Origin of the sequence: Bartonella mastomydis, from assembly GCF_900185775.1 — a bacterium.
Taxonomy (GTDB): Bacteria; Pseudomonadota; Alphaproteobacteria; order Rhizobiales; family Rhizobiaceae; genus Bartonella; species Bartonella elizabethae.
Genome location: NZ_LT883138.1, coordinates 426,035 through 452,044 on the forward strand (window position 1 = coordinate 426,035; position 26,010 = coordinate 452,044).

Consider the following 26,010-nt stretch of genomic DNA (forward strand, 5'->3'; position numbering starts at 1 on the left):
TTATATTTGGAATGAGAGCCCAGAATAGCTTAGGATTTTCCTATTTCAGCTCTATTGATACTGAATCCATTAAAATCACTTAACTTACTTACACGTTAAAAGTGAGTCTGTATGTTTAAACTCTTTTAGGGAGAAATAAAAATTCTCTTAAGAGTGCACTCTTAGTTTGAGAAGATTAAGGTATATTATTTCCATCGACCAGAAAGCAGGTCGGTTTTTATATCTATTTTCCCAGTGAGTCTTGCTTTGTAGACGCCGTAATTTTCCATGACGCGCATCACGTAATTCCGTGTTTCTGTATAAGGAATGCGCTCAATCCAATCAATGACGCGATCGAGAGATTGTCCTCGAGGATCGCCATAACGTTTTATCCATTCATTGACTCGGCGGGGCCCCGCATTATAGCCAATAAGCGTTAAGATATAGGATCCATTAAAACGTTCCAATTGTTCATTGAGAAAATGGGCTCCTAATGTTGCATTATAATGAGCATCACTGCCGAATTTTTTAGGAGACCATGCGATTGAGTATTTTTTTGCGAGTGCTTTTGCTGTTGTAGGAAGCAATTGGAGGATTCCTTGTGCACCTGCTTTTGATATGGCTGTTGGATTAAATTCGCTTTCTTGGCGAGCAATGGCATAGATAAGCGATTTTTCTTCTACAGAAATATGAGCAGAAGCCGGTATAGCACCCAGCGGATGAGAAAGTGCCCCGACATTTTTACCCTGAAAAGCAGCCATTTTTCCGATTTTGAGGCTGGTATAATAGTCACCATTTTTTTCTGCCATAACAGCCAGAAGAGCTAATTCACCGGGGCTTTCTATTTTTTTTCCGAGTTCTCTATAAAAAATTTTAGCAAAATCAGCATAGCCAGCTTCTTCAAGACGTTGAATTGCTTTGATAGCTTTTCGTGCACTAAAATGTTGTCGCTCAGCATTTGTTGGTTTAGGAAAGGAAATGTTAAGCCTTTTTTGGTTGAGTCGTGCGGCGGCTAATTGACCATAATAAGTTGCACCAAAATGCGCTGCGCGATGAAAGTAGTGCTGAGCATTTTTATGTTCTCCTAGCGTTTCCGCTGTTCGTCCCATCCAGTAATAGCCACGTGATGCAGAAAAAGGTAAAGAAGAGAGTTGAGGAATACGTGAAAAATGCTGCATGGCTAATTTAGGGTTATGAAGAAATCGTAGTGCGTACCATCCTGCATGAAACTCAGCATCGACGGCTAATGCAGATGTCATGCCAGTATGCATCGCAACGAGTTGATAAGCCATTTTTGGTTTGTTTAAATCAAGCATTTCGCGAGAAAGGGCGCGTTGCTCTTTCCACAAAGAATGAGGGTTCATAAGATGGAATGCATCTTTTGATGTTTTCATCATAAGTGTTGCGGCTGCATCATATTGCTCTGTTCGCCGAAGATGGCGCATTCGAGCAAACTGGAAGAGAGGATCTTTTTTCCATATTCTCTCGATAGCGCGTAATTTTTGTGTCGCTCTAGGATCATTTTTTTCAACGGCCACAAAAGCATCAAAAAGAGCTTGAGCATGGGCTAATTTTGCAATGCGGGACGCTGAATCAAAACGATGTGCATACAGCATAAACTGCATGCGTTTTAAATGATCAATAGGTTTTAAGGCCGCACTTGCATTTTTAAGAACGAACACTTCTTCTTTTGCATTAAGCGGTGTTTTATGCCACCACGGTGCAAGAACATGTTGAGCACGAGTGGTTTGTCCCATCACAATAAGTGCTTTAGCGAAGAGAGCCATACCTTGTGCTGTAAGAGGGGGATGATGAGAAAATTTTTGGATGATGGCGCGTGTGACATTGGTTTCGTTAAGAAAAGCACGTTCAGCATTGCGTTGCATCGTCTCTATACCAGGCCATCCTTTTAGCATGTTGATGGCATTATATATTTCAGAACTTGGTATATTATCTTGGTTTGATAGCCCCAGCGCCCATGTTAAAATATAACGATCAAGGTTATGTTTTTCCAGTGAATTACGAAGATTTATTGTTTTTGCAATATTGTTGTTTGCAAGGGCTTCTAGCCCAGCTTTTAGTTGTTTGAGTGTCGCAGTATTGTGCGATGTTGTGTGTCTTTGTTGAAGAGGTTGAGCTATTTGTTTGACATTAAGAGCGGTAGGGCGTGCCGAAGGGATTGGTGCTTTCCCATGTAAAAGAGGTGTTTGTGCATAGGCATTTGAAAATAAAATTCTTATTGCCAGTATAAGTGTAGTAAAGGTTGCTACGAAAAGAGAGGTGGAAAATACACGCATAGAGAAAAGACCTTGAGACCTTGCTTTTTGTAAAAAAAACCTAAAGCTTTATAGAATACAAGCATGAAAAACACGTTAATACAGACGGCTTATTTTAAAGAAATGTTCAAAATTTAAGGAAGAATATGTTGATCTTATAAAGGCTTTTTTTGAAATTCATCTTGCTTCGATGATAGAGCAAGATTATGCTCTATTTAAAATTTATAAAGGCGATTATTAAAAAAATAAAAGCGAACATTATAGGGAGTTTATCATGCTCAAGGGAGCTATAACTGCGCTTATTACACCATTTGATCAGAAGGGTGCAATTGATGAGAAAGCGTTTTGTGATTTTGTTGAATGGCAAATCACACAAGGGATTAACGGTGTAAGCCCTGTTGGGACGACAGGTGAATCAGCAACTTTAAGTCATGAAGAACATAAGCAAATTATAGCATTGTGTGTTGAGCAGGTTGCAAAACGTGTTCCTGTTGTTGCTGGAGCAGGATCCAATAGTACAAGTGAGGCTATAGAGCTCGCACAACATGCGCAAAAAGCTGGTGCAGATGCCGTTTTGGTTGTTACGCCCTATTATAATAGACCCAATCAGTCTGGTTTATATAAGCATTTTTCTTCCATTGCTAAAGCTATTTCTATTCCGATTATAATTTATAATATTCCGGGTCGTTCTGTTATAGATATGGCTGTGGAAACGATGAGAGACCTTTATCAAGACTTTAACAATATCATTGGTATTAAGGATGCAACGAGCAGAATTGAGCGCGTGAGTGAACAAGGTGAAAAATGTGGCAAAGATTTTGTGCAGCTTTCTGGTGATGATTGTACAGCATTAGGTTTTAATGCCCATGGAGGTGTCGGATGTATTTCAGTTTCCTCCAATGTTGCTCCAAAACTTTGTGCAGAACTTCAAGCTGCTTGTTTCCATGGAGATTATAAAACAGCACGAGAATTAAATGATCGCCTCATGCCTCTCAATCGAGCTGTGTTTATTGAACCTAGCCCTGCAGGGATTAAATATGCTGCTGCAAAATTGGGATTTTGTGGTGAGACAGTGCGTTCTCCGATTGTTCCATTAACACAGAGCACCAAGAAGATTATTGATGCAGCTCTTAGTCATGCGGGTCTTTTAAAAGCATAAAATGATATTGACAAAGCCATGAATAAAAAAAAGAACGCGTCTGTGCGAAAAATAATTGCTGACAATCGTAAAGCACGTTTTAATTTTGAAATTCTGAATAATCTTGAGGTGGGTCTTGTTCTTCAAGGAGCGGAAGTGAAGTCTTTACGTTCTAATCACGCTAATATTGCTGAAAGCTATGCCAGTTTTGAAAATGGAGAATTATGGTTAGTAAACAGCTATATTCCTGAATATACGCAGGCTAATCGTTTTAATCATGAGCCGCGACGTTTGCGTAAATTATTACTTTCAAAACGTGAGATGGCACGCTTTTTTAATGCAACATCCCGTGAAGGAATGACACTTATTCCTCTCAAACTTTATTTTAATGAACGTGGGCGCGTTAAGTTAGAGATTGCTCTAGCCCGTGGGAAAAAACTTCATGATAAGCGTGAAACGGAAAAAAAACGTGATTGGGGACGAGAAAAAGCAAGACTTTTAAAAAGATATGGATGATCGATTTGGATATGCTTTATTGATTTAGCATTGATCTAAGTATGTTTTTGCTGCTTGAAAAATTTGGTGAAACATAGCGTCTGTCAAGCGACCAGTATTGGTATTATAACGAGAACAGTGATAGCTGGAAAAGATGCGTAATCTACCAATGTTATTGATTGTGCCATGTCCAAAAGGATGTGCTAAAACTTTTGCATTAAGAGCGCGTATGGTTGAATGGTGTGCAATGGTGCCTAAGGTAATAACGGCTTTAAGTTTGGGAAGATTTGTTAAAAGAGGCGAAAAAAAAGAGCGGCACGTGTTAATTTCAGCACCGGTGGGTTTATTTTCTGGTGGAACACAACGAACAGAGTTAACGATTGCAGCATCAATCAGTTCAAGAGTATCATCAGCTCTTTCTTCAAAGGTTCCTTGGGCAAATCCGAATTTTTTCAAAGTAGAATAAAGGAGGTGCCCAGCATAATCACCCGTAAATGGACGCCCAGTTCGATTGGCTCCGCGTAATCCAGGAGCAAGACCAACAATGAGAAGACGCGTTGTGTCTGCTCCTTTATAGGGAAAGAAAGGGCGTACCGGTGCGTTATGCCAACTTGGTTCTTTCACACGCCAGTCAGCAATAAACTGATGGAGCCTAGGGCATAAATTGCAATTTTGGGGTGGTTCTGGGCAAAGCGATGTTAATGGGCTATTCATATTGTTAGGCATCAATCGTTTTTATTCTTTTAAGTCTTTTATGGCGTATATGATGGATCATGTTTTGATAAGGAATCCAGAATATCAATAAACTGTTTGAGAAGAAAGTTTAATATAAATTATGGCTAATGATGATGTAACAAGAAGCAATCTTGCAGTCATTTATATGATGAATAAGAGTGCAATATATACGCTGTTTAAAGAAAAAATTCTGTCTTTCATAAATATAGTATCATAAAAAGTTTTCATAAGGCTGTTGTTATTGGAAAGGATTTTTAAGAGCTTGTATTTCTTTTAAAAGAATAAAGACTCCGAAGAGCTATTTTATCAAGAAACACTTTCCTTTGCTCAAATCCAATCTATTGGAATTGTTTAAAGTGCGGCTTTGATAACGAGCATGAGGAGGACACACATTTTTTTATAAAGTTACCAAGAATTTTCTCAAATAAGTTTTTTAAGCAAAAAATATAAAAGTTTATATTGTTTTTCTTGTGTTTTATTTTGATTATTGTATATACTCCCCTCATCCACTATTAAATTTTTTTATTTGAGAAAGAGGCATAAATGGCCCGCGTAACGGTAGAAGATTGTATTGATAAAGTTGATAACCGCTTTGAATTGGTACTTTTAGCAGGTCATCGGGCGCGTCAGATTTCACAAGGAGCGCAAATTACAATCGATCGTGATAATGATAAAAATCCAGTTGTTGCTTTGCGTGAAATAGCAGAAGAAACGCTGTCGCCGGCTGATTTAAAAGAAGATCTTATTCATTCGCTACAAAAGCATGTGGAAGTAGATGAGCCAGAAATGGCAAGTGAATTTATCACCCATTCAAGTGAAGCTGAAAGTGTTTTTAATGCATCATCGCAAGAAGAAGGAGCTTCATTTGATCAGATGTCAGAAGAAGAGCTTTTAGCAGGGATTGAAGGTTTAGTTGTTCCAGAAAAAAGTGACGACTATTAATTACGGCGGTTGATATTACAGGAGTGAAGATAGCTTGTCATATAAGGAGCGGTTATTTTTCTTGTCCTTTATTGATAAGGCATTTTCAATAAGGGTTAGAGGTGTGAAAAGATAAAGGATATGCTCGTATGATGCGTCAGTGTGAGCTTGTTGGGCGTGTTCAGCGTTACAAGTCTGACGTAGATGAGGCTCTTCTAAAAAGAGCCTATGATTATGCAATGAAAAAGCATGCACATCAAAAGCGTGCTTCGGGTGATCTTTATTTTTCCCATCCTTTGGAAGTTGCTGCTATTTTAACGGATATGCGGTTGGATGAGGCGACGATTGCTGTTGCTCTTTTGCATGATACAATTGAAGATACAAGTGCTACACGAGCAGAAATTGATCAGCTTTTTGGTTCTGAAATTGGGAAGTTGGTTGAGGGGCTTACAAAGCTTAATAAGCTTGATCTTGTATCAAAGAAAGCTGTACAGGCAGAAAATCTTCGTAAACTTCTTATTGCCATTTCTGATGATGTCCGTGTTCTTTTAGTCAAACTTGCAGACCGCCTTCATAATATGCGTACCCTTGGTGTCATGCGCGATGATAAACGTCGACGAATTGCTGAGGAGACAATGGATATTTATGCGCCACTTGCGGGCCGTATGGGGATGCAGGATATGCGCGAGGAATTAGAGGATCTCTCTTTCTTTTATTTAAATCCAGAAGGTCATCGTACGATTACCAATCGACTTTCTGAATTATCAAAGCGCAATCGTGATTTGCTTTCCACAATTGAAAATGAATTGACAAAACTTTTTTTGGAAAATGGCATTAAAGCAGATGTTAAAAGCCGTCAGAAAAAATCTTATTCTGTTTTTCGCAAAATGGAAAGCAAAGCACTATCTTTTGAACAGTTATCGGATATTTTTGGATTTCGTGTGATTGTTGAATCCGTGAATGATTGTTATCGTGCTCTTGGTGTCATTCATACGACTTGGCCGATGGTTCCTGGTCGTTTTAAAGATTATATCTCCATACCAAAGCAAAATGATTATCGTTCTATTCATACAACTATTGTGGGGCCTTCGAGACAACGTGTTGAATTGCAAATTAGAACGGCTGCCATGAATGAGGTTGCTGAATATGGAGTTGCTGCCCATTCCATATATAAAGAGCAGGGTTCCAATTATTCAACTTCGAAGTTATCAAGCGAAACGAACGCCTATGCGTGGTTACGTCAAACGATACAATCTTTATCTGATGGAGATAATCCGGAAGAGTTTTTAGAACACACAAAACTTGAGCTTTTTCAAGACCAAGTTTTTTGTTTTACACCAAAAGGTCGATTAATTGCTTTTCCTAAAGGCGCGACACCTATTGATTTTGCTTATGCTGTCCACACAGACATTGGCGATTCTTGTGTGGGCGTAAAAATCAATGGTCGTATTATGCCTTTAATGACTAAATTAAAAAATGGTGACGAAGTTGATATTATCCGTTCACACGCTCAAATTCCGCCCGCTGCGTGGGAATTTCTTGTTGTCACAGGTAAAGCGCGTTCAGCTATCCGACGCGCAAGCAGAGCAGCGGTGCGTAAGCAATATTCAGGCTTAGGATATCGTATTCTTGAGCGTTCATTTGAATATATGGGAAAACAATTTTCAAAAGATGTTTTGAAGAAAGTTTTACCGCGTTTGGCGCGTAAAGATGTAGAGGATGTCTTGGCTGCTGTTGGGCGTGGAGAATTATTTTCTGCTGATGTGATTAAAGCGGTTTATCCTGATTATCAAGAGCGTGTAGTCCAAAAATCATCTTTTAAGCCTGGGGAAGAAGGGTGGTTCAATATTGAAAATGCTCAAGGGATGATTTTTAAAGTTCCGGAAAATGAAAAGGATACAATGGTTGAGAATCAACAATCTAAAGCCTTACCTATTCGAGGAACCCGTGGAGATATACCTGTCCGTTTTTCACCAGAAGGAGCAGTGCCTGGGGATCGGATTGTTGGTATTATGCAACCAGGTGCTGGGATCGTTATTTATCCAATTCAGTCTTCGGCGTTGATGGCCTATGATGATCAGCCAGAAAGATGGATTGATGTCCGCTGGGATATTGATGCTCAAATGAATGAACGTTTTCCTGCGCGAATAAATATTTTGGTTGTCAATAGTCCTGGTTCTTTAGCTGAAATTACGCAAATAATTTCTGCTAACGATGCCAATATCCAAAATTTATCTTTGATCCGGACGGCACCAGATTTTACAGAAATGATGATTGATTTGGAAGTTTGGGATTTAAAACATTTGAATCGTATTTTCTCTCAGTTAAAAAAGGCAAATTCAGTCAGTACAGTACGGCGGGTTCATGGATAACAAGGAAGATTTTGCAATGAATACACAAGAAGTCATTGATATTTTTAAACAAGCAGATGCTATTTTAGAGGGGCATTTTATTTTAACATCGGGACGCCATAGTGCAACTTATATGCAAAAGGCAAAAGTGTTTATGCATGCTGACTTGACGGAAAAACTTTGTCGTGGATTGGCTGAAAAAATCAAAGAATCGATCAAGGAACAAATTGATTATGTTGTTGGTCCCGCAATTGGTGGTCTTATTCCTTCCTATGAGACTTCACGTCACCTTGGTGTTCCTTCTCTTTGGGTAGAGCGTGTCAATGGCGTCTTTGAATTGCGTCGTTTTGAAATCAAGAAGGGTGCGCGGGTTGTTATTGTTGAAGATATTGTGACAACGGGTCTTTCTATTCGTGAGACCGTTGAGGCGTTGGTGGCAGCAGGAGCAGAGGTCTTGGCAAGTGCATGCATCCTTGATCGTTCTGGTGGTAAGGTTGATGTTGGCGTTCCGTTGATTGCGCTAGCTGAATATGAGATCGCTTCTTATGCGAGTGAGGAACTTCCTGCAGATCTTTCTGCTCTTCCAGCGATTAAACCAGGCAGTCGAAATATTTAATTGTCTTTCTATTTTTTTTTATGCAAAAACTTAAAAAGATTAATTTGGATGATATAGGTTATTTTATCATCAAAAGATGTATATTGAGAGTCATATGCTTTTTCGTCGTCGAGAACCAGTAGATTTTGTAACGCGTATTCGACTTTGGTTATGGCCGCGTCGTTCATTTTCCCGCTCATTTTCTTACATCTATAAACGTATTTTGCGTATATCAGCAACACCGCATGAGGTTGCACTAGGGTTTTCTATTGGTATTTTTTTAGCCTGTTCTCCTGTCTTCGGGGTGCATATTATCTTGGCAATATTTTTTTCTTGGATTTTGCGTGCAAACTTTGCGGCTGCAATCATTGGGACGGTTTTTTCTAATCCACTCACATTTTTATTGATTGTCATGGCTGATTATAAAGTAGGGTATTTTTGTTTATCGCTTTTTAGCGATGTCAATGAGATCTCTCTTTCTCAAATTCGTTCTCTTTTTAACGGTTTGACAGTGTCAAATCTCTCTCTCCTTTTTAAAGGGGCATGGGATACAATTATGAGTCCTATGATTTTAGGTGGAACTCTTTTAGGTGTTGTTTTTGGTGGTTTATCTTATATAGGTGTTTACAGAGCAACGGCTCGTTTTAAACAAAAGCGATATCAAAAGATTATAAAAAAAAGGCGTTTAAAGAAGCGTTCATCGTAAGAAAGATCGGATAATATCTTATGATTGTTGGTCTTGGAAATGATTTGGTTGATATACGGCGTATTGAGAGAATGTTGGTTCGTTATGGCGAGCGTTTTATCCAGCGCATTTTTACGGATATTGAAAGGAATAGGTCCGAAAATCTCAAAAAGAAATCTTCTTCTTATGCGAAAAGATTTGCTGCTAAAGAAGCGTGTGCTAAAGCCTTAGGGACGGGAATCGCTTGTGGTATCAATTGGAAAGATATGGGGGTGGTTAATTTGCCCTCTGGGAAACCAATCATGCAATTAACAAATCGTGCGCAAGGGCAACTTCAAAAGTTATTACCTCCTCATCATGAGGCGGTTATTCATCTCAGTATAACAGATGATTTCCCTTGGGCGCAGGCATTTGTTATTATTGAAGCACTTCCACGTGGATAGATGGCGTGAGAGATTGTGCTTTTGTTATTTGGATATTATGATGAAAAAAAGTTATATTTGTGATGGGAAGGCAGTTGGTGATGGTCCAAAAAGATAAAGTGCATAAAAAAGAAAAAAAAGGTGGGATTCTTGAATTAATTTCTGTTTTAATACAGGCTCTGCTTTTAGCAGCGTTTATTCGGACACTTTTTTTCCAGCCTTTTAGTATTCCTTCTGGTTCCATGCGTCCTACTTTGCTTGTAGGGGATTATCTCTTTGTTTCTAAGTATGCATATGGGTATTCTCATTTTTCCATTCCTTTTTCTCCGCCCCTTTTTTCTGGACGTATTTGGGCATCCCAACCTCAACGGGGAGATGTGGTCGTTTTTCGTTTACCAAGTAATCCGAAGATCGATTATATAAAACGCGTTATTGGGCTGCCAGGTGATCGTATACAAGTTCGTCAAAGTGTTCTTTATATTAATGATAAGGCTGTTTCTCGTCACTTTATGGGAGAGATTGATAATTCTGATATAACGGAAGTGAACTATCCTGTTGAGGTCTATCGCGAGACATTGCCGAATGGTGTTCGCTACGATACGCTTGATTTAGCTTTCATCCCAAAAGTTGATGACACGAAAGTCTTTGAAGTTCCTCAGGGACATTATTTTATGATGGGGGATAACCGTGACAATTCAGATGATAGTCGTTTGGATGTAGGCTATGTTCCAGAAGAAAATCTTATTGGTCGCGCGAGCGTGATTTTCTTTTCTATCAGTAACGGTTCAAGTGCTTGGCAGATTTGGCGCTGGCCATTTGATGTACGTTGGAAACGTTTGTTTTCTTTCATAAATAAGGTTCATGATTTGCCGCTTATCAAGCAAGGAAACAACGATGAAACGTCTCATGATTGATCAGCTTTTCAAGCTGACGGGGCATCGTTTTAAAGATGAAGAGAAATTAAAAAGAGCATTAACACACGCGAGTGTGCAAGATTCGGAACAAGGGAATTATGAAAGATTAGAGTTTCTAGGAGATCGGGTTCTAGGGCTTTTGATTGCGGAGATGCTGTATCAACTTTTCCCTCAGGCAAGTGAAGGTGAATTATCAGTCCGTTTGAATCATCTGGTTAATGCGCAGACATGTGCTGACATTGCACGTGAAATGAGGCTGCCTGATATGATCCAAGTCGGTTTTGAGATGAGAAATTTTGAAGGGCGTCGACTCATCAATATGCATGCAGATGTCGTAGAGGCTTTGATTGCTGTTATGTATCTTGATGGAGGATTGGAAAGTGTGCGCCCCTTTATTCAAAAATATTGGCAAAGTCGGGCAAAGAAAATGAATGCAGCTCGACGTGATGCCAAGACAGAGTTACAAGAATGGGCGCATATCCAAGGCAATGCACAACCACATTATCAGGTCATCAAACGTTCAGGTCCAGATCACGATCCTGTTTTTATGGTAGAGGTTAGTATTTCAGGTTTTGCTTCAGAGATTGGGCAGGGGAGCTCTAAAAGATATGCTGAAAGAATGGCCGCTGAGAAGATTTTGCGACGAGAGGGAGTATGGAAAAACGTAGGAAAAAGCAATCATGAGTGACGTTATGAAAACGCGTTCTGGGTTTGTTGTACTTATCGGGCTGCCTAATGCTGGTAAATCGACATTGGTTAATCAATTGGTTGGAACAAAGGTTTCAATTGTAACGCATAAGGTACAAACAACACGAACTTTAATCCGCGGTATTGTCATTCATGATAATGTGCAAATTATATTGGTCGATACACCGGGTGTTTTTCGTCCTCACAAGCGCTTAGAACGTGCCATGGTCTCTGCTGCTTGGGGAGGGGCTAAGAGCGCTGATGTTCTGCTTGTTTTAATTGACGCTCAAAGTGGTCTTTCGGATGAAGTTGATATGATGTTAGATATTGTAAACACTATGAGACAAGAAAAAGTTCTTGTTCTCAATAAGGTTGATACAGTTGTTAAATCATCTCTTTTAGCCTTAACCACTAAAATAAATGAACGTGTAAAGTTTGCGCAAACATTTATGATTTCTGCTCTAAATGGTTCTGGTTGCAAGGATTTACTTCATGCGTTGAGTAACATGATGCAGGAGGGGCCATGGTATTATCCGGAAGATCAAATTTCCGATATGCCTATGCGTCATCTTGCTGCTGAAATTACGCGTGAAAAACTTTTTCTTCGTCTTCATGATGAGCTTCCTTATTCCTCAACGGTTGAAACAGAAAGCTTTGAAGAGCGGTCAGATGGTTCCGTTAAAATTAATCAAGTTATTTATGTAGAGCGTGAGAGTCAGAGGAAAATTATTTTAGGAACAAAAGGCGATACAATTAAAACGATTGGTCAAGCAGCTCGCAAGGAGCTTATGAAAATCATGGATCAAAAGGTTCATCTTTTTCTCTTTGTGAAAGTGCGTAATAATTGGGATACCGATCCAGAACGTTATCGCGAAATGGGATTGGATTTTTTTTAAATAATATTTTAAAAAATAATTAAAATACAATGAAATGGAAAGAACAAGCTGTTATTCTTGGGGCACGCCAATATGGTGAAACAAGTGTTATTCTTGAGGTTATGACGCGTGAACGCGGTCGTTATATGGGGGTGGTAAAAGGGGGGCGTTCGCGTCGTATGGCAGCTCTTCTTCAGTCTGGGAATTTTGTGGAGGCTGAATGGAGTGCGCGTTTAGAAGAACATTTGGGACTTTTTCGTCTAGAAGCACTTGATTTACATGCGGCGCGATTAATCTGTCTACCAGAAGCACTTTATGCTTTGCAATTGGTCGCTTTTCATCTGCGGCTTCTTCCTGAGCGTGATCCGCACCCCGCTTTATATGATATTTTACACCTTTTTATGCAGAATTTTGATGAACCCTTTGTAAATGCGGAATTAGTTGTACGTTTTGAAATGCGGCTTCTTGAAGAACTTGGTTTTGGTCTTGATTTATCTTGTTGTGCTGCGACAGGTCGTAAGCAAAAACTTTATTACGTATCGCCAAAATCTGGGCGGGCTGTCTGTGAAGAAGCAGGGGAACCTTGGAAAAAAAAGCTTCTCATTCTTCCACAGTTTCTGGTGCAAAGAACGACTCGTCCTACTGATTTTAGGGATATAATAAATGGTTTTAACTTAACGGGTTTTTTTCTTATGCGTCATGTCTGGGAGCCACGAGATATAAAACAGCCGTCGGTGCGAATGAATTTGATACAGTTGTTTGAGCGTCGATTTGGTATGCAAGCATTTGTTTGTTGACCCAATCATAATTGAATAGAATGGAAAAATGGAAATTTTAAAGACAATTGCTGAAGTTCGCCAATATACTTCAGAAGAACGAAGTTTAGGCTTTTCGATTGGTTTAGTCCCAACAATGGGAGCTCTTCATGAGGGGCATCTGGCATTAGTACAGCGTGCAAAAGCAACGTGTGATCGCGTATTGGTTTCTATTTTTGTCAATCCAAAACAATTTGGACCTGATGAAGATTTTGATCAATATCCAAGAGACTTAAGAAGCGATTGTGCTTTATTGGAAAAAGCGGGTGTTGAATGTGTTTTTGCGCCTTCTGTGGAAGAAATGTGGCCCTTGGGAAATGATACAATTGTGCAAGTGGAAAAATTATCACGTATTTTGATGGGAAAATTACGTCCAGGGCACTTTTGTGGTGTAACAAGTGTGGTTGCTAAGCTTTTTAATATTGTTCAGCCTGATAAAGCTTTTTTTGGAGAAAAGGATTTTCAACAAATTTTAATTATTCAGCGTATGGTTGAAGATTTAGCTTTTCCTGTTGAAATTATTGGCGTCCCTATTTTACGAGAAGCAGATGGTGTTGCCCACTCTTCGCGGAATAAACTTTTAACATTAGAAGATCGTAAAGCGGCCAAAATTATTCCTGAAAGTGGAAAAGTGGCTCAAAAACTTTACCATGAAGGTGAGCGGTCGGTTGATAAATTATGCAAAATTGTTCGCAATATTTTACAAAAAGAAACGCGTGCAATCATTGAAGCGATAGATTTACGGGATATGGAAACTTTATGCGAGGTCAAAGGAACATTGAATAAACCAGCGGTTTTACTTCTTACTGTTCGCTTTGGCGAGGTAAGACTTATTGATCAATACATATTGCAAGAGAAGGGTGGAAAATGAGTATCCATAGAACTGTAAAGCGTATAACATCTTCTCAAATACGCGAAAGAAAGGGACAACAGCCAATTGTTTCTTTAACAGCTTATCAAGCTTATACTGCGCGGATTGCTGATCCCTATTGCGATATCCTTTTGGTTGGTGATAGCGTTGGTATGGTTGTATATGGGTTTGAGACAACGCTTCCTGTTACTTTAGATATGATGATTTTACACGGGCAGGCTGTGGTGCGTGGATCTCAAAAAGCTCTTGTCGTTATTGATATGCCTTTTGGCTCTTATGAAGAAAGTAAAGAGCAAGCTTTTTTAAATGCATCGCGTATTCTTGCACAAACGGGGTGTGGAGCTGTAAAGCTTGAAGGTGGAGTTTATATAGCGGAAACAATAGATTTTTTATCTAAACGTGGCATACCAGTGATGGGACATATTGGTCTTACTCCCCAAGCGGTCAATCGTTTTGGTGGTTTTAAGACACAAGGACGTAAAGAGAGTGATTGGCAAAGAATTGAAGATGACGGAGCAGCGATTGAAAAGGCTGGTGCTTTTGCTATTGTTTTGGAAGGGATTGTCGAACCTTTAGCCGTAAAATTGACAGAAAAGCTTTCTATTCCAACAATCGGTATTGGTGCATCCAATCAATGTGATGGACAAGTCTTGGTGATGGAAGATATGTTGGGCTATGGTGCTCACGTACCCAAATTTGTACGTCGTTATGGAGACCTTGAACAAGCCATGAAAACCGCAATCAAAAACTATGCAGAGGATGTTACATCCCGTTCTTTTCCAGCGGATAGGGAAGTTTATAAACTGAAATAAATCTTAGCTTAAGCTAAAAAGTTCGATAAGAGAACATTTGTCTATTTTTGTAATGAATGTGCATTATTTCAATATATTTTTGTATGAAATTTTAGCTATGATTTTTTTATTTCTTTAATGGAGGCAGTTTTCTGATGTAAAATAGAATGTCATTGGAATGCTAATTGATGTACTTTTAAAAAGAAATATTTAGACACCTCATTCTATTTTGCCATGGCACTCGTGAATGCTATAATGGAAAAGTCCCTAGGGACTGTATAAACTTTATAAAGCACAACCCTCTTTATGCTTCATAAAAAAACAAGTGGGCACCATCTCACACATTTTGCCAACGACCAACGTTGTTGACGAGAACTTGCCACTTGAGAGGGCTCATAAGCGGTATTTTTAGTCTTTTTTACAGTTTTTATCCCTAGGGCTTTCTTTGCTTATGACGTGCAAGTAAGTGATTTTGATTGATTTAATATAAACAGATTTGAAATGAGTGACTCTTGCCATATTAGAGGGAACTCATTTAATGTGAAAAACGACAAATTATTATTATAAATCAGTTTGATGAGTCTGTAATGACAAAAAGTCAACAATGCGAAGAGTCTATAATTTGGGGCCATCTAAGTCATTAAAGCGCGTTAAAAAAGCGTTTTCAATTTGTTGAGTAGAGGAGGGGTGTAAATTTAGATCATCGGATGAAATATTATTGGGAGAGCCAAAATAGCGAAGGGCTTCTTCTGTATTAAATCCAGCAAATGTGATGGCTTCATGATATGCGGCAATACGATCGGCTTGTTTAATTTTTTTTAAAAGTTTTTGAGAAAGATCAACGGGAAGAGAAAAGCGCATGTGGATTGCATCTTGGATGCGCTTTTCAATGCGTTCATATTGTTTACCTATGACAGCTTTAAAGGGTGAAATGATATCGCCAATGACATATTCTGGTGCATCATGAAGGAGCGCACAGAGACATTCATGCTTCAGCGACTGTGGAAAAAGTTTTCGAAATATTTGTTCAACCAAAAGTGAATGCTGTGCAACAGAATAGGCATATTCTCCTCGTGTTTGACCATTCCAACGTGCTACACGCGCAAGTCCATGAGCAATATCTTCAATTTCAATATCAAAAGGAGAAGGATTGAGAAGATCAAGTCTGCGTCCAGAGAGCATTCGTTGCCAAGCGCGCGCTTCTCCACTTTTTAATAATTCAGCTTTAGCCATGCGTATTTTCTATCGTATTTTCAGGAAAGGTAAAATTCATATTTTCAGCAATGCTTATAGTGACAGGAATGTTTTTTACAGTAAAGGGAATGTTATGATCCATAGCATCTTTGACGTGGTCAATACGCATTAAAGCAAGAGCTTCATTTGCAACACATGTTCCCAAGTGGCCAAGTACTTTTGTTCCTGCTTCAAGGCTCGATTGAGGGGGGAGATCACGCTGGCCTTTTACAATCAAGATACGGCGACGTGCTGCACGTCGGTGGTGCATTCGTGAAACAATTTCTTGTCCAATATAACACCCTTTGTTGAAGGCTAATCCATTGATTTGATCGTAATTAATATCATGAGGAAAAACTTTGCCAACTTCATAGTCTTGATCACTTTCTGCAATTGCATAACGAATTCGCAATTGATTCCATGTGTCATAATTTTCTGAAACCAAAAAAGGAACTTTGCTATAGATTCGTATTATTTTTTCTTGTTGTGGAAAGCGTTTATCAACAAAATTTGAATCAAAACTTAAAGTATCTGATTCATTTTTCCAAGAAACTATAACAAGACCTTGTAATGGTTGTGTAATTTCTACTTTTTTACGCAGTTTATAGAGCAACAGACGCTTATAGAGTATATCGGCCAAAGACATCACAATATCGATAAAATAACCATTCTCTCTTTTACCGATAAGAAAATCAGCAAGGACCTTTCCTTGTGGGGATAAGAGGGCTCCAGGGAAAATTTCTTGGGGACTTATTTTTTTTACATCTGTTGTGATCAGGGACTGTAAAAAATCTGTTGCTTCTTCGCCTGTAATTTGAATAATTTTGCGGTTTTTTAAGCAAATGGCATTTTGTTTTTCAATCATGGTTCTTGCCTTTCTGCTCAAAGTTACATAATCGATAAGTGAGCAATATGTAAGGAGCATGGCTATGTTTAAAACATTTGATACAATTTTTAAAGGTGCAACACTTGTGAATCATGATGGAAAAAGCAAGCGTGATATTGGTGTTACAAATGGCCGTATTGCTGAAATTGGCGACCTTACATGTGCCTCAGCTGGTGAGGTGATTGATTGTACGGGGCTTCATATTTTGCCGGGAATTATTGATAGTCAAGTGCATTTTCGTGAGCCAGGCAATGAATATAAAGAAGATTTGGAAAGTGGTTCATATTCCGCTGTGTTAGGGGGGGTTACAGCAGTGTTTGAGATGCCTAACACCAATCCATTGACAACGTCAGAAGAAACATTAAGCGATAAGGTTAAGCGCGGATTCCATCGTATGCATTGTGACTTTGCATTTTGGGTTGGAGGAACGCGTGAAAATGCTCATGAACTCTCTGAATTAGAAAGACTTCCTGGTGCAGCTGGAATTAAAGTCTTTATGGGATCTTCTACCGGTGATCTTTTGGTTGATGATGATGAAAGTGTACGCCTTATTTTGCAAAATACACGCCGTCGAGCAGCTTTTCACTCTGAAGATGAGGAAAGGCTTAAAGAGCGTAAAATACTGCGTCTTGAAGGGGATGCATCTTCACATCCGATTTGGCGTGATGAGATTGCGGCGTTAAAGTGTACGCAGCGTTTAGTAAAAATTGCCCATGAAATGAGGGCACGCATTCATGTGTTACATCTTTCGACAGAAGAAGAAATTGATTTTCTCAAAAAACATAAAGATGTCGCAACAATTGAAGTGACACACCATCATTTGACTCTTACGGCTGATGATTATAAGCAGTTTGGTACATTAATTCAAATGAATCCACCTATTCGTGAACCGCGCCACCGTGAAGCTCTTTGGTATGGTGTTCAACAGGGGATTATTGATGTTTTAGGCTCAGATCATGCACCTCATACCCTTGAGGACAAGCTTCAGTCTTATCCCTCTTCACCTTCAGGAATGACAGGGGTGCAAACAACAGCAGCCATTATGTTAACACATGTGAATGCAGGAAAAATGTCTCTTGAGCGTTTTGTTGATCTCACGTCACATGGCCCTAGTCGCATTTTTGGTATAAGCTGTAAAGGACGTCTTGCTGTTGGATATGATGCTGATTTGACCATTGTTGACCTTAAGCGAGAAGAAGTCATAACGAATAGCTTAATTGGTTCACGTGCTGGTTGGACACCTTATGATGGTCAAAAGGTTAAAGGTTGGCCTGTCGGAACGGTTATCCGTGGTATGCGCGTTATGTGGGAAGGTGAAATTGTTACACCTTCACAAGGAGAGCCTGTTAAATTTATAGAAACTTTAGTGTAAACAGCATCAGTTTTATTTTGTTATGCCAAAAACATCATCTTTTAGAGTGGTGATGTGATATAAGGCATATCAATTTCCTTAACACATAAATGTTTTTTAGTGCGTGATGAATGTTTTTAAGCTTTTTTGTAGAGTCTCAAAGCACATCACATAAATGGGAAGCCAAGTGGAACTCAATAGAACTTGGGCTATTTACAAACTAGGTTGGTTGGAATGTTCGTCCTTTGAGGTGTGGAGAGAAGCCAAGAGTGATACGGAAAAGCTGCTCATAAGAATACAAGCACACCGAAGCATTATTTTTCAAAAGTTTCTCTATTTTCGAGAAGACAATTTATTGTTCTATTCGTTTGTAAGGGGACATCATTGATATCACTTAAATTGAAAGAGATACTTTTGATACAGGTTAATTATTATAATGCATGAGAAGGTTTTCGGATAAAACTCTTCCTTCTTGAATATATTTTTGATTAGCTTCAATGGCTGCTTGTGTACAATGGTGATAATTTTCTGAGAAAGCACGATACGCTTCATTAAATGCTTCATAAAAATAAGCGCGTCTTTGTGGAATGGGGTGTTCTGCTTCAATGAGTGCGTTCATATAATCATACCATTGGTTTGTTGGCCATTGGTCTGTTGGAGGCTCACAAAGATTTTGGAGAAAATGCAGTGATCCTAAAATTTCTGCGAGGCGAAGTAATTTTTTCTCATAAGGTGGAGATTGTTGTGCAAAGGTTGGCATTGAAATGACAAGAAATATTAAAAGAGTGATTTTTCTCAATTTATGACGCATTATTTTGATTGCTTTCTTTGAATAAAACTCTGTACAGATAAAATAATTGTGTCATGAGAACGCTGTTAAAAAAGAGGGTTAATTGCGACATTATTCTCAATGATTGATTATGAAATATAGGGCGTAAGAGAGAATAAGGAACCCATTGTAGAATATTGAAAATACTGATGAAGCTTTATGGGGTTAAAGTTTTAAGATTTGTTTCCTGTAATCTATTTTTCATATAAATATTCTATTGCCTATGGAATTTTTTCTAAACTTGTTTCCTTCAAGAAGGGAAAAGCTCTCTAAATCTATAGAATGCTTTTGTCCAATGAAATAAAAGAGATTGTTTTTAGGATAAATGATAAAGACAGCCGTAAATACCATAGGGGAAAAAGAAGTGATGGTAAGGTGAAATTTTAGTCTAAACCGCATAATGTGATCATTTGAGAGAAGAGGCATTCAAAAGAACGGTGCGTAATATCGTTTACGGAGTATAATGATGAAAGAGTTGCGATTTTATAATACGCTGACACGTAAAAAAGAAAATTTTACACCAATAGATCCGACAAAAGTACGTCTTTATGTTTGTGGTCCAACAGTTTATGATTACGCGCATATAGGAAATGCACGCCCTGTCATTGTTTTTGATGTTTTATTTCGCTTATTGCGTCATGTTTATGGCAATGATCATGTTCTCTATGCGCGTAATATTACAGATGTCGATGATAAAATTAATGCACGAGCCGCCCACGAATATCCAAACGTTTCACTGAATGATGCTATTCGTCAATTAACAGAACGCACATATTCTCAGTTTCAACAAGATACAATAGCACTTGGTTGTCTATTGCCAACCAGCCAGCCGCGCGCGACCGAGCATTTAGAGGAGATGCGCGCTCTCATCGAAAGATTGCTTGAAAAGGGACATGCTTATAAAGCGGAAAATCATATATTGTTTTCTATAAAGAGCATCAAAAATCCTCCCCATTATGGGGCATTTTCAAATCGTTCTTTAGATGAAATGAGGGCGGGGGCGCGTATTGATGTTGCTGCTTATAAGCGGGAAGAGATGGATTTTGTTTTATGGAAGCCTTCTGTGGAAGGAGAGCCAGGTTGGGAATCGCCGGGCGGAATTCCTGTTTTAGGTCGTCCAGGTTGGCATATTGAGTGTTCTGCCATGTCAATGGCAAAGTTATTAGCGCCCTACGGTGGTGGTTTAACTTGTGCTGATCCAAATGCGAATATTTTTGATATCCATGGTGGTGGTCTTGATTTAATTTTTCCTCACCATGAAAATGAGATTGCACAAAGTTGTTCCGCTTTTGGGACAGAGCGAATGGCTAATTTTTGGATGCATAACGGCTTTTTACAAGTTGAAGGTAAAAAGATGTCGAAAAGCTTTGGCAATTTCATAACTATTCGTTCTGTTTTAGAGAGTAATTTTTTGGAATTTAATGGTGTGTTGGCCGATGAAATGAAGGAAAATTGGGCGGGTTTGTCTGCACGTTTTTCGATGCTCCAAACGCATTATCGTGAACCGTTAAATTGGACAGCGCAGCGTTTAATGCAATCGAGCAGTGAACTGTATCGTTGGTATGAATTGCTTCGCCATAAAAAGAATATGATGGAAAACAATAAAGCGATTGATGATATTTTGATAGATGCTCTTAGTGATGATCTTAATACGCCAAAAGCATTTACTCTTTTGCGAAAATTTTATAAAGCAGGCGATGCTTTGGCTCTTGCCAATGGGATGAATGTATTAGGACTATTACGACAAGAATGGATTAAAGAAATAGACTGCCCATTATTTATAAAAAAAACGTCTCTTGATTCAAAATTTATTGACCAGCGCATTGCCGAAAGATTGCGGCTTATCCATAATAAAGAGTGGGAAGCTGCGGATACAATTCGTGATGAGCTTGCAGCCGAGGGGGTTCTCTTAAAAGATAGTAAGGATCCGCAGAGTGGTGAGCGCATAACCGTATGGGAAATAAAACGATTCTAATTTCTCTATTCCAGCAGTTCTCATAAATTAAAAGGAGAATATGATGGAATTTTTATATCACTATGGATATATCGCGCTTAAGCTGGCTGTAGGTCTTGTTGCTTTTCTATTTATTTTAAGAACAACAGGTCGTGGTAGTCTTAGTCAAATGACGCCGGTTGATTTGGTCAGTAATTTTGTGATGGGAAGTATCATTGGAGGCGTTATTTATAATCAGAATATTAGCTGCATACAATTATTGCTTGTTTTACTGATTTGGCAAGCCTTGGTTACCTCTTTTAATTTTTTTTCACGCTATTCAGTTTTTTTTCGTCGTCTCATTGCAGGACGAAATATTGCACTGGTTTTAGATGGGGTCTTTCAAATGGATAAGATTAAGAACTTAGGGATCAGTGTGAATGATTTGATTACAATGTTGCGTACTAAAGGCTGTAGTTTACATGAAGCAGCTTTTGTTTGTTTGGAAACCAATGGTGATTGCACTGTTATTAAAAAGGAAGAGGGAAAGAAATCGACGATTGTCGTAGAAAATGGTGAAATTATTGATGATGGTCTTAAAGAGATTGGTAAAACAAAAAAGTGGCTTCAGGCAGAATTGAAAAAAAAGCATGTAAAAGTTGAAAATTTATTTGCAGCAGAGTGGTATGAGAATACAGATCAAAATAATAAGTTGTATAATGGATTATTTCTTGTTCCTTTTTCAAAAACAGTCTAACCTCAAATAACGATTAGCTAGCTTATTGAAAAGCGTAAGAAACTTATAAACAACCACAGGGGGGTGTTTGCCTTTTTCGTGTGGATGATAGAGAAGTAAGGGCTTTATGAAACGCAATGAAATGACGAAAACTGTATCATCAGATACAGGGACAACTCTACACACACTTTACAATTTATGGCCTTATATGTGGCCGGTGGATCGGCGTGATCTGAAAATACGTGTACTATGGGCAATATTTTATCTTGTTGTGTCCAAGCTCATTCTTATATCTGTACCGTATTTCTTTAAATATTCTACGAATGTGCTTGATACAAGCTTTCAGCTGCCTGAATGGTTTCCATCCAGTCTAATTATCCCCATCATGCTCGTTTTGGCGTACAATGTCGCGCGGATTATGCAGGCTGGATTAAATCAATTACGCGACTCCCTTTTTGCCACTGTTGGTCAACACGCTGTTCGTCAACTCGCTTATAAAACCTTTGTTCATATTCATGAGTTATCTTTACGATTTCATTTAGAACGCCGAACTGGTGGACTATCTCGTGTGATTGAGCGTGGGACAAAAGGAATTGAGGCGATCGTAAGATTTTCAATTCTCAATACCGTACCGACAGTTTTAGAATTTGTATTAACGGCTCTTGTCTTTTACCTCAACTATGGATGGCATTATCTTCTCATTGTTGTTGCAACGGTTTTATTATACACTTTCTTTACGATTAAGGCGAGTGATTGGCGTATTCGTATTCGGCAACAAATGAATACAGCAGATACTGAGGCGAATACGCGCGCTGTTGATTCTCTTTTAAATTTTGAAACGGTCAAATATTTTGGCAATGAAACTCTAGAAGCCGATCGTTTTGATGCTTCTATGGAAGGTTATGAAAAAGCCGCAACAAAGATTTGGACATCATTAAGCTGGCTTAATTTTGGTCAGGCTCTTATCTTTGGTATTGGAATGACGATCATGATGCTGATGTCAGCTTATGAAGTTTTTTATAAGACACAAACTTTAGGGGATTTTGTTTTTATTAATGCCCTTTTAATGCAACTTTCCATTCCACTGAATTTTATTGGTTCAATTTATCGTGATGTTCGACAAGGTTTAACAGATATTGAAGCAATGTTTGATCTTTTAGATGTTCAGCAGGAGATTGTTGATAAATCGAATGCTAAACCGTTAGAGATAAGCAATGGGACTATTCGTTTTCATCAGGTAAAATTTTCTTATGATTCGACGCGTCAGATTCTCAGAGATATTGATTTTGAAGTCCCTGGAGGAAAAACAGTCGCCATTGTTGGTCCTTCTGGTGCAGGTAAGTCGACCATTTCTCGATTACTTTTTCGATTTTATGATGTTGATGCAGGCTCTATTACAATTGACGGGCAGGATATTCGTGACATAACACAAAAAAGTTTGCGTGAAGCGATCGGCATGGTCCCACAAGATACGGTGTTATTTAATGATACAATTGCCTATAATATTCGCTATGGGCGCCCAAGTGCAACAGATGAAGAGATGCAAAAAGCTGCTGAAATGGCACAAATATCAAAATTTATTGAGATGTTACCAGAAGGTTTTCAGTCTATGGTAGGAGAGCGTGGCCTCAAATTATCAGGGGGTGAAAAACAACGTGTGGCTATTGCTCGGACACTCTTAAAAGCTCCCCCACTTCTTATTCTAGATGAAGCAACAGCAGCTCTTGATACGGCGACAGAACAGGAAATTCAACAAGCATTGGATATTGTAAGCCGTGGACGGACAACATTGATTATTGCACATCGTCTTTCTACGGTTATTAATGCTGATGAAATTTTGGTTCTTAAAAGTGGTCGTATTATTGAAAATGGGACGCATACAGAGCTTTTACGAAAGAAAGGTTTATATGCTTCAATGTGGAATAAGCAGCTTGAAGCATCGCAAGCTGAAGAAAAATTACGTAAAATGCGTGAAGAAGACGAGACGGGTATTGTTAATCGTAAAAAATAAGGTGGGCAAAATGTAATCTCTATCTTTATATGGAGTGATTGATTAAATACATAAAAGAAAGAGGAACAAAAAGATTTATTGCTTGTTTTAAGTTTACGATGAATAGGAAATGATATGAGTATTCTACAATCTGTCCATAATAGCTTTGTGCCGATTCATAAAGAAGGCTATCCTTTTATTGTAGCATTTTTTGTTATTTCGCTCATTCTTGGTTGGATATGGAGTCCGTTGTTTTGGTGTGGTCTTATTCTCACTGTGTGGTGTATATATTTTTTCCGTGATCCAGATCGTGTGATCCCTTTAAATTCAAATTGGGTTCTGTCGCCTGCGGATGGGCGTATTTCATTTGTAGAATCATGTATTCCACCTGAAGAATTAGGCTTAGGGAAAGATGAAATGGTTCGTATTTCTATTTTTATGGACGTTTTTTCATGCCATATCAACCGTATTCCTATCAGTGGTACAGTAGAGTCTATTGTTTATCATCCAGGTCGGTTTACCAATGCAGAGTTTGATAAGGCTAGTCAGTTTAATGAGCGGAATGGGGTGGTCATTGATAGCAAACATGGTAAAATTGGTATCGTACAAATAGCGGGGATGCTTGCCCGTCGGATTGTTTGTTGGTCAAAAGAAAACGATGCCGTTATCACAGGAGAGCGATTCGGGTTGATTCGTTTTGGTTCTCGCCTTGATATTTATATCCCCACTGAAATAAAATTGCGTGTTGCTGTTGGGCAGACAGCCATTGCTGGAGAGACAGTTTTAGGTTCTTTTGATGATAAGAGTGCCACAACGGACTTCAGATACGATTAGGACTACACAATGAAAAATTTTTCGCCATTTTCTTCATTCAATCCTGAAGGGCAGCATGATGATGTTGCAAATCGGCGACGTTCACCGACATCAATGCGCTATGTGATTCCCAATATCATTACTATTTTGGCAATTTGCGCAGGGATGAGTAGCATTCGTTTGGCTTTTGAGAATCGCTATGAAGCTGCTATTTTAATGGTGCTTTTGGCTGCAGTTTTAGATGGAGCTGATGGTCGCATTGCGCGTTTAATAGATGGAAGTTCATCTTTCGGGGCACAGATGGATTCTCTTGCTGATATTGTCAATTTTGGTGTTACCCCTGCGCTTATTGTTTATTCTTTTATTTTGAATCAAGCACACCACATCGGTTGGGTTGCAGCTCTTGTTTATTGTGTGGCTTGTTGTTTGCGATTAGCGCGCTTTAATGTGATGTTGGATAATGCAGATATACCACAATGGCAGAAAAATTATTTTGTTGGTGTTCCTGCACCTGCAGGAGCGTTACTTCTTTTACTACCCACCTATTTAGGCACTCTTGGTTTGGTTCCCAATTGGGGGTGGGCATTGTTTTTTAGTCTTTATACAGTCATTATTGCTTTTCTTTTGATTAGTCGCCTACCAGTGTGGAATGCAAAGACAATTGATCAAAATTTGAGGCGTGATATCGTTATACCTTGCATGTTGGTCATTGTTATTTATGTCGGTTTTCTTGCGACTTACACATGGAAAACTTTATTGATTACAGCTGTTAGCTATATGATTTTTCTCCCCTGTAGTTTTATTGCTTATAATAAACGCGCTGCTTTAGAAGAAAAAAAGGACGATGCTAAAAAAGCTATCCAAGAATCATAAACTGTTTTATTCTGTTGAGAAGCACAGAAAAAAGAGAGATTCAACGAGTTACGTTTCAGATGATGATCAATGAGGAGCATGATAATCCACAAACCGATTTTCACGGACATTAAAAAGTTTGCCAGTTTCCTTCAGATCAGGTGATAGTAAATGGACTATTTTTTTTGCAACCTCTTGTGGTGAAGGGAGCGTTTGCGGATCTTCACCAGGCATAGCTTCAGCGCGCATGGCAGTGCGTGTGGCTCCAGGGTTAACACAATTAATCTTAATAGGCGTTTGTTTGAGTTCTTCTGCCCAACAACGAGCAATCATTTCTAAAGCTGCTTTAGAGGCTGCATAAGCCCCCCAAAACGGGCGAGCAACATGCGCAACGCTTGAGGATAACAGGATGGCTCGTCCAGCGTCAGATTCACGTAATAAGGGTTCAACAGCTTTTATTAAGCGCCATTGACTGAAAAGATTTATTTGAAAGACATCTTCAAAGACCGCGTTTTCTATATGCGCTATTGGTGAGAGTGTTCCAAGGATTCCTGCATTTGCAATGACAATATCGAGTTTTTTCCAGCGATTGGCAATTGAGAGTGCAAGAGCATCAATGTTTTCCATATGATGTAAATCGAGCGGAACGAGGGTAGCAAGAGCTCCGTTTTCTCGGATTTTATTATCCAATTCAGTAAGTCCGCTGACTGTTCGTGCAAGAGCAATAATATGAGCACCGCGTGCAGCAAGCTCAAGTGCCAAATAATAGCCAATACCTCTTGATGCACCAGTAACAAGTGCAACGCGCCCATGGAGACTAAAGTCATATTTTGTCAT

General features: G+C 38.9%; 25 protein-coding genes. 19 read left to right on the forward strand and 6 right to left on the reverse strand.

Annotated features, from left to right (window positions below):
- Window positions 1-185 precede the first annotated feature (185 nt).
- The gene (locus FJG96_RS04940) at window positions 186-2,276 is read right to left on the reverse strand and encodes a lytic transglycosylase domain-containing protein (protein ID WP_139413008.1); all 2,091 of its coding nucleotides are present in this window, start codon (window positions 2,274-2,276) and stop codon (window positions 186-188) included.
- Between the two features lie 253 nt (window positions 2,277-2,529).
- Between FJG96_RS04940 and dapA the strand changes: the two genes are divergently transcribed.
- Window positions 2,530-3,414, forward strand: a complete 885-nt coding sequence (dapA, locus tag FJG96_RS04945) for a 4-hydroxy-tetrahydrodipicolinate synthase (RefSeq protein ID WP_139413009.1) — start codon at window positions 2,530-2,532, stop codon at window positions 3,412-3,414.
- A gap of 18 nt (window positions 3,415-3,432) precedes the next feature.
- Window positions 3,433-3,909, forward strand: coding sequence for an SsrA-binding protein SmpB (gene smpB / locus FJG96_RS04950; RefSeq protein WP_139413010.1), 477 nt, complete (start codon window positions 3,433-3,435; stop codon window positions 3,907-3,909).
- A gap of 24 nt (window positions 3,910-3,933) precedes the next feature.
- On the opposite strand, the gene FJG96_RS04955 is transcribed toward smpB, so the two are convergent.
- On the reverse strand, window positions 3,934-4,602 hold the full coding sequence (locus FJG96_RS04955; RefSeq protein WP_139413616.1) for a uracil-DNA glycosylase: 669 nt from the start codon (window positions 4,600-4,602) through the stop codon (window positions 3,934-3,936).
- Window positions 4,603-5,166: 564 nt separating this feature from the next.
- Between FJG96_RS04955 and rpoZ the strand changes: the two genes are divergently transcribed.
- From rpoZ to panB, 11 genes are all read left to right on the forward strand, one after another.
- A complete protein-coding gene (gene rpoZ, locus FJG96_RS04960) occupies window positions 5,167-5,565 on the forward strand; it encodes a DNA-directed RNA polymerase subunit omega (RefSeq protein ID WP_139413011.1) in 399 nt (132 codons plus the stop codon).
- Between the two features lie 128 nt (window positions 5,566-5,693).
- Window positions 5,694-7,916 carry a RelA/SpoT family protein gene (locus tag FJG96_RS04965; RefSeq protein ID WP_139413012.1) on the forward strand — a complete coding sequence of 741 codons (2,223 nt, stop codon included), beginning with the start codon at window positions 5,694-5,696 and terminating at the stop codon, window positions 7,914-7,916.
- Between the two features lie 16 nt (window positions 7,917-7,932).
- Complete coding sequence (gene pyrE, locus FJG96_RS04970; RefSeq protein WP_139413617.1) at window positions 7,933-8,511, forward strand: orotate phosphoribosyltransferase; 579 nt, start codon at window positions 7,933-7,935, stop codon at window positions 8,509-8,511.
- A gap of 94 nt (window positions 8,512-8,605) precedes the next feature.
- Window positions 8,606-9,196, forward strand: coding sequence for a DUF2062 domain-containing protein (locus tag FJG96_RS04975; RefSeq protein WP_139413013.1), 591 nt, complete (start codon window positions 8,606-8,608; stop codon window positions 9,194-9,196).
- Between the two features lie 20 nt (window positions 9,197-9,216).
- Window positions 9,217-9,618 (forward strand): holo-ACP synthase, encoded by a 402-nt coding sequence (gene acpS / locus FJG96_RS04980; protein ID WP_139413014.1) that lies wholly within the window; start codon window positions 9,217-9,219, stop codon window positions 9,616-9,618.
- 80 nt (window positions 9,619-9,698) lie between these two features.
- Window positions 9,699-10,511: a signal peptidase I gene (gene lepB, locus FJG96_RS04985; RefSeq protein ID WP_139413015.1), complete on the forward strand. Its 813-nt coding sequence runs from the start codon at window positions 9,699-9,701 to the stop codon at window positions 10,509-10,511.
- Window positions 10,492-11,199, forward strand: a complete 708-nt coding sequence (gene rnc / locus FJG96_RS04990; RefSeq protein WP_139413016.1) for a ribonuclease III — start codon at window positions 10,492-10,494, stop codon at window positions 11,197-11,199. Before lepB ends, rnc begins: the two co-directional genes overlap by 20 nt.
- A complete protein-coding gene (era, locus tag FJG96_RS04995) occupies window positions 11,192-12,094 on the forward strand; it encodes a GTPase Era (protein WP_139413017.1) in 903 nt (300 codons plus the stop codon). The genes rnc and era overlap by 8 nt, the downstream gene beginning before the upstream one ends.
- Window positions 12,095-12,123: 29 nt before the next feature.
- Window positions 12,124-12,870: a DNA repair protein RecO gene (gene recO / locus FJG96_RS05000; RefSeq protein ID WP_139413018.1), complete on the forward strand. Its 747-nt coding sequence runs from the start codon at window positions 12,124-12,126 to the stop codon at window positions 12,868-12,870.
- A gap of 28 nt (window positions 12,871-12,898) precedes the next feature.
- Complete coding sequence (gene panC / locus FJG96_RS05005; RefSeq protein ID WP_139413019.1) at window positions 12,899-13,759, forward strand: pantoate--beta-alanine ligase; 861 nt, start codon at window positions 12,899-12,901, stop codon at window positions 13,757-13,759.
- Entirely contained in the window at window positions 13,756-14,571 is an 816-nt protein-coding gene (gene panB, locus FJG96_RS05010; RefSeq protein ID WP_139413020.1) for a 3-methyl-2-oxobutanoate hydroxymethyltransferase, read from the forward strand. Before panC ends, panB begins: the two co-directional genes overlap by 4 nt.
- A gap of 594 nt (window positions 14,572-15,165) precedes the next feature.
- Here panB and FJG96_RS05015 read toward each other — a convergent pair.
- Together FJG96_RS05015 and ygfZ are read right to left on the reverse strand one after the other, a co-directional pair.
- Window positions 15,166-15,783, reverse strand: a complete 618-nt coding sequence (locus tag FJG96_RS05015) for a YfbR-like 5'-deoxynucleotidase (protein ID WP_139413021.1) — start codon at window positions 15,781-15,783, stop codon at window positions 15,166-15,168.
- A complete protein-coding gene (gene ygfZ / locus FJG96_RS05020) occupies window positions 15,776-16,648 on the reverse strand; it encodes a CAF17-like 4Fe-4S cluster assembly/insertion protein YgfZ (protein ID WP_139413022.1) in 873 nt (290 codons plus the stop codon). Before ygfZ ends, FJG96_RS05015 begins: the two co-directional genes overlap by 8 nt.
- 64 nt (window positions 16,649-16,712) lie before the next feature.
- Between ygfZ and FJG96_RS05025 the strand changes: the two genes are divergently transcribed.
- Window positions 16,713-18,041 carry a dihydroorotase gene (locus FJG96_RS05025; protein ID WP_139413023.1) on the forward strand — a complete coding sequence of 443 codons (1,329 nt, stop codon included), beginning with the start codon at window positions 16,713-16,715 and terminating at the stop codon, window positions 18,039-18,041.
- Window positions 18,042-18,444: 403 nt separating this feature from the next.
- On the opposite strand, the gene FJG96_RS05030 is transcribed toward FJG96_RS05025, so the two are convergent.
- Window positions 18,445-18,831, reverse strand: a complete 387-nt coding sequence (locus tag FJG96_RS05030) for a TIGR02301 family protein (RefSeq protein WP_139413024.1) — start codon at window positions 18,829-18,831, stop codon at window positions 18,445-18,447.
- Between the two features lie 484 nt (window positions 18,832-19,315).
- Between FJG96_RS05030 and cysS the strand changes: the two genes are divergently transcribed.
- The 5 genes from cysS to pssA all read left to right on the forward strand — a co-directional run bounded on the left by cysS (window position 19,316) and on the right by pssA (window position 25,194).
- Window positions 19,316-20,824 (forward strand): cysteine--tRNA ligase, encoded by a 1,509-nt coding sequence (gene cysS, locus FJG96_RS05035; protein WP_139413618.1) that lies wholly within the window; start codon window positions 19,316-19,318, stop codon window positions 20,822-20,824.
- Between the two features lie 43 nt (window positions 20,825-20,867).
- A complete protein-coding gene (locus tag FJG96_RS05040) occupies window positions 20,868-21,539 on the forward strand; it encodes a DUF421 domain-containing protein (RefSeq protein WP_139413619.1) in 672 nt (223 codons plus the stop codon).
- A gap of 106 nt (window positions 21,540-21,645) precedes the next feature.
- A complete protein-coding gene (locus FJG96_RS05045) occupies window positions 21,646-23,529 on the forward strand; it encodes an ABCB family ABC transporter ATP-binding protein/permease (RefSeq protein ID WP_139413025.1) in 1,884 nt (627 codons plus the stop codon).
- Between the two features lie 114 nt (window positions 23,530-23,643).
- A complete protein-coding gene (locus FJG96_RS05050) occupies window positions 23,644-24,342 on the forward strand; it encodes a phosphatidylserine decarboxylase (RefSeq protein ID WP_139413026.1) in 699 nt (232 codons plus the stop codon).
- Between the two features lie 9 nt (window positions 24,343-24,351).
- A complete protein-coding gene (gene pssA, locus FJG96_RS05055; RefSeq protein WP_139413027.1) occupies window positions 24,352-25,194 on the forward strand; it encodes a CDP-diacylglycerol--serine O-phosphatidyltransferase in 843 nt (280 codons plus the stop codon).
- A gap of 66 nt (window positions 25,195-25,260) precedes the next feature.
- Here the strand turns inward: pssA and FJG96_RS05060 are convergent, their stop codons facing one another.
- A complete protein-coding gene (locus FJG96_RS05060; protein ID WP_139413620.1) occupies window positions 25,261-26,010 on the reverse strand; it encodes an SDR family NAD(P)-dependent oxidoreductase in 750 nt (249 codons plus the stop codon).

What these genes read in the sequence shown, in the direction of transcription:
- FJG96_RS05030 (WP_139413024.1), bottom strand. Translation starts at nt 18,831, where the DNA reads ATGCGTCATAAATTGAGAAAAATCACTCTTTTAATATTTCTTGTCATT.
- FJG96_RS04975 (WP_139413013.1), top strand. Translation starts at nt 8,606, where the DNA reads ATGCTTTTTCGTCGTCGAGAACCAGTAGATTTTGTAACGCGTATTCGA.
- FJG96_RS05060 (WP_139413620.1), bottom strand. Translation starts at nt 26,010, where the DNA reads ATGACAAAATATGACTTTAGTCTCCATGGGCGCGTTGCACTTGTTACT.
- pyrE (WP_139413617.1), top strand. Translation starts at nt 7,933, where the DNA reads ATGAATACACAAGAAGTCATTGATATTTTTAAACAAGCAGATGCTATT.
- rpoZ (WP_139413011.1), top strand. Translation starts at nt 5,167, where the DNA reads ATGGCCCGCGTAACGGTAGAAGATTGTATTGATAAAGTTGATAACCGC.
- pssA (WP_139413027.1), top strand. Translation starts at nt 24,352, where the DNA reads ATGAAAAATTTTTCGCCATTTTCTTCATTCAATCCTGAAGGGCAGCAT.
- rnc (WP_139413016.1), top strand. Translation starts at nt 10,492, where the DNA reads ATGAAACGTCTCATGATTGATCAGCTTTTCAAGCTGACGGGGCATCGT.
- acpS (WP_139413014.1), top strand. Translation starts at nt 9,217, where the DNA reads ATGATTGTTGGTCTTGGAAATGATTTGGTTGATATACGGCGTATTGAG.
- FJG96_RS05045 (WP_139413025.1), top strand. Translation starts at nt 21,646, where the DNA reads ATGAAACGCAATGAAATGACGAAAACTGTATCATCAGATACAGGGACA.
- recO (WP_139413018.1), top strand. Translation starts at nt 12,124, where the DNA reads ATGAAATGGAAAGAACAAGCTGTTATTCTTGGGGCACGCCAATATGGT.
- cysS (WP_139413618.1), top strand. Translation starts at nt 19,316, where the DNA reads ATGAAAGAGTTGCGATTTTATAATACGCTGACACGTAAAAAAGAAAAT.
- FJG96_RS04940 (WP_139413008.1), bottom strand. Translation starts at nt 2,276, where the DNA reads ATGCGTGTATTTTCCACCTCTCTTTTCGTAGCAACCTTTACTACACTT.
- FJG96_RS05050 (WP_139413026.1), top strand. Translation starts at nt 23,644, where the DNA reads ATGAGTATTCTACAATCTGTCCATAATAGCTTTGTGCCGATTCATAAA.
- ygfZ (WP_139413022.1), bottom strand. Translation starts at nt 16,648, where the DNA reads ATGATTGAAAAACAAAATGCCATTTGCTTAAAAAACCGCAAAATTATT.
- lepB (WP_139413015.1), top strand. Translation starts at nt 9,699, where the DNA reads ATGGTCCAAAAAGATAAAGTGCATAAAAAAGAAAAAAAAGGTGGGATT.
- FJG96_RS05015 (WP_139413021.1), bottom strand. Translation starts at nt 15,783, where the DNA reads ATGGCTAAAGCTGAATTATTAAAAAGTGGAGAAGCGCGCGCTTGGCAA.
- FJG96_RS04955 (WP_139413616.1), bottom strand. Translation starts at nt 4,602, where the DNA reads ATGAATAGCCCATTAACATCGCTTTGCCCAGAACCACCCCAAAATTGC.
- FJG96_RS05025 (WP_139413023.1), top strand. Translation starts at nt 16,713, where the DNA reads ATGTTTAAAACATTTGATACAATTTTTAAAGGTGCAACACTTGTGAAT.
- era (WP_139413017.1), top strand. Translation starts at nt 11,192, where the DNA reads ATGAGTGACGTTATGAAAACGCGTTCTGGGTTTGTTGTACTTATCGGG.
- dapA (WP_139413009.1), top strand. Translation starts at nt 2,530, where the DNA reads ATGCTCAAGGGAGCTATAACTGCGCTTATTACACCATTTGATCAGAAG.
- panC (WP_139413019.1), top strand. Translation starts at nt 12,899, where the DNA reads ATGGAAATTTTAAAGACAATTGCTGAAGTTCGCCAATATACTTCAGAA.
- FJG96_RS05040 (WP_139413619.1), top strand. Translation starts at nt 20,868, where the DNA reads ATGGAATTTTTATATCACTATGGATATATCGCGCTTAAGCTGGCTGTA.
- panB (WP_139413020.1), top strand. Translation starts at nt 13,756, where the DNA reads ATGAGTATCCATAGAACTGTAAAGCGTATAACATCTTCTCAAATACGC.
- FJG96_RS04965 (WP_139413012.1), top strand. Translation starts at nt 5,694, where the DNA reads ATGATGCGTCAGTGTGAGCTTGTTGGGCGTGTTCAGCGTTACAAGTCT.
- smpB (WP_139413010.1), top strand. Translation starts at nt 3,433, where the DNA reads ATGAATAAAAAAAAGAACGCGTCTGTGCGAAAAATAATTGCTGACAAT.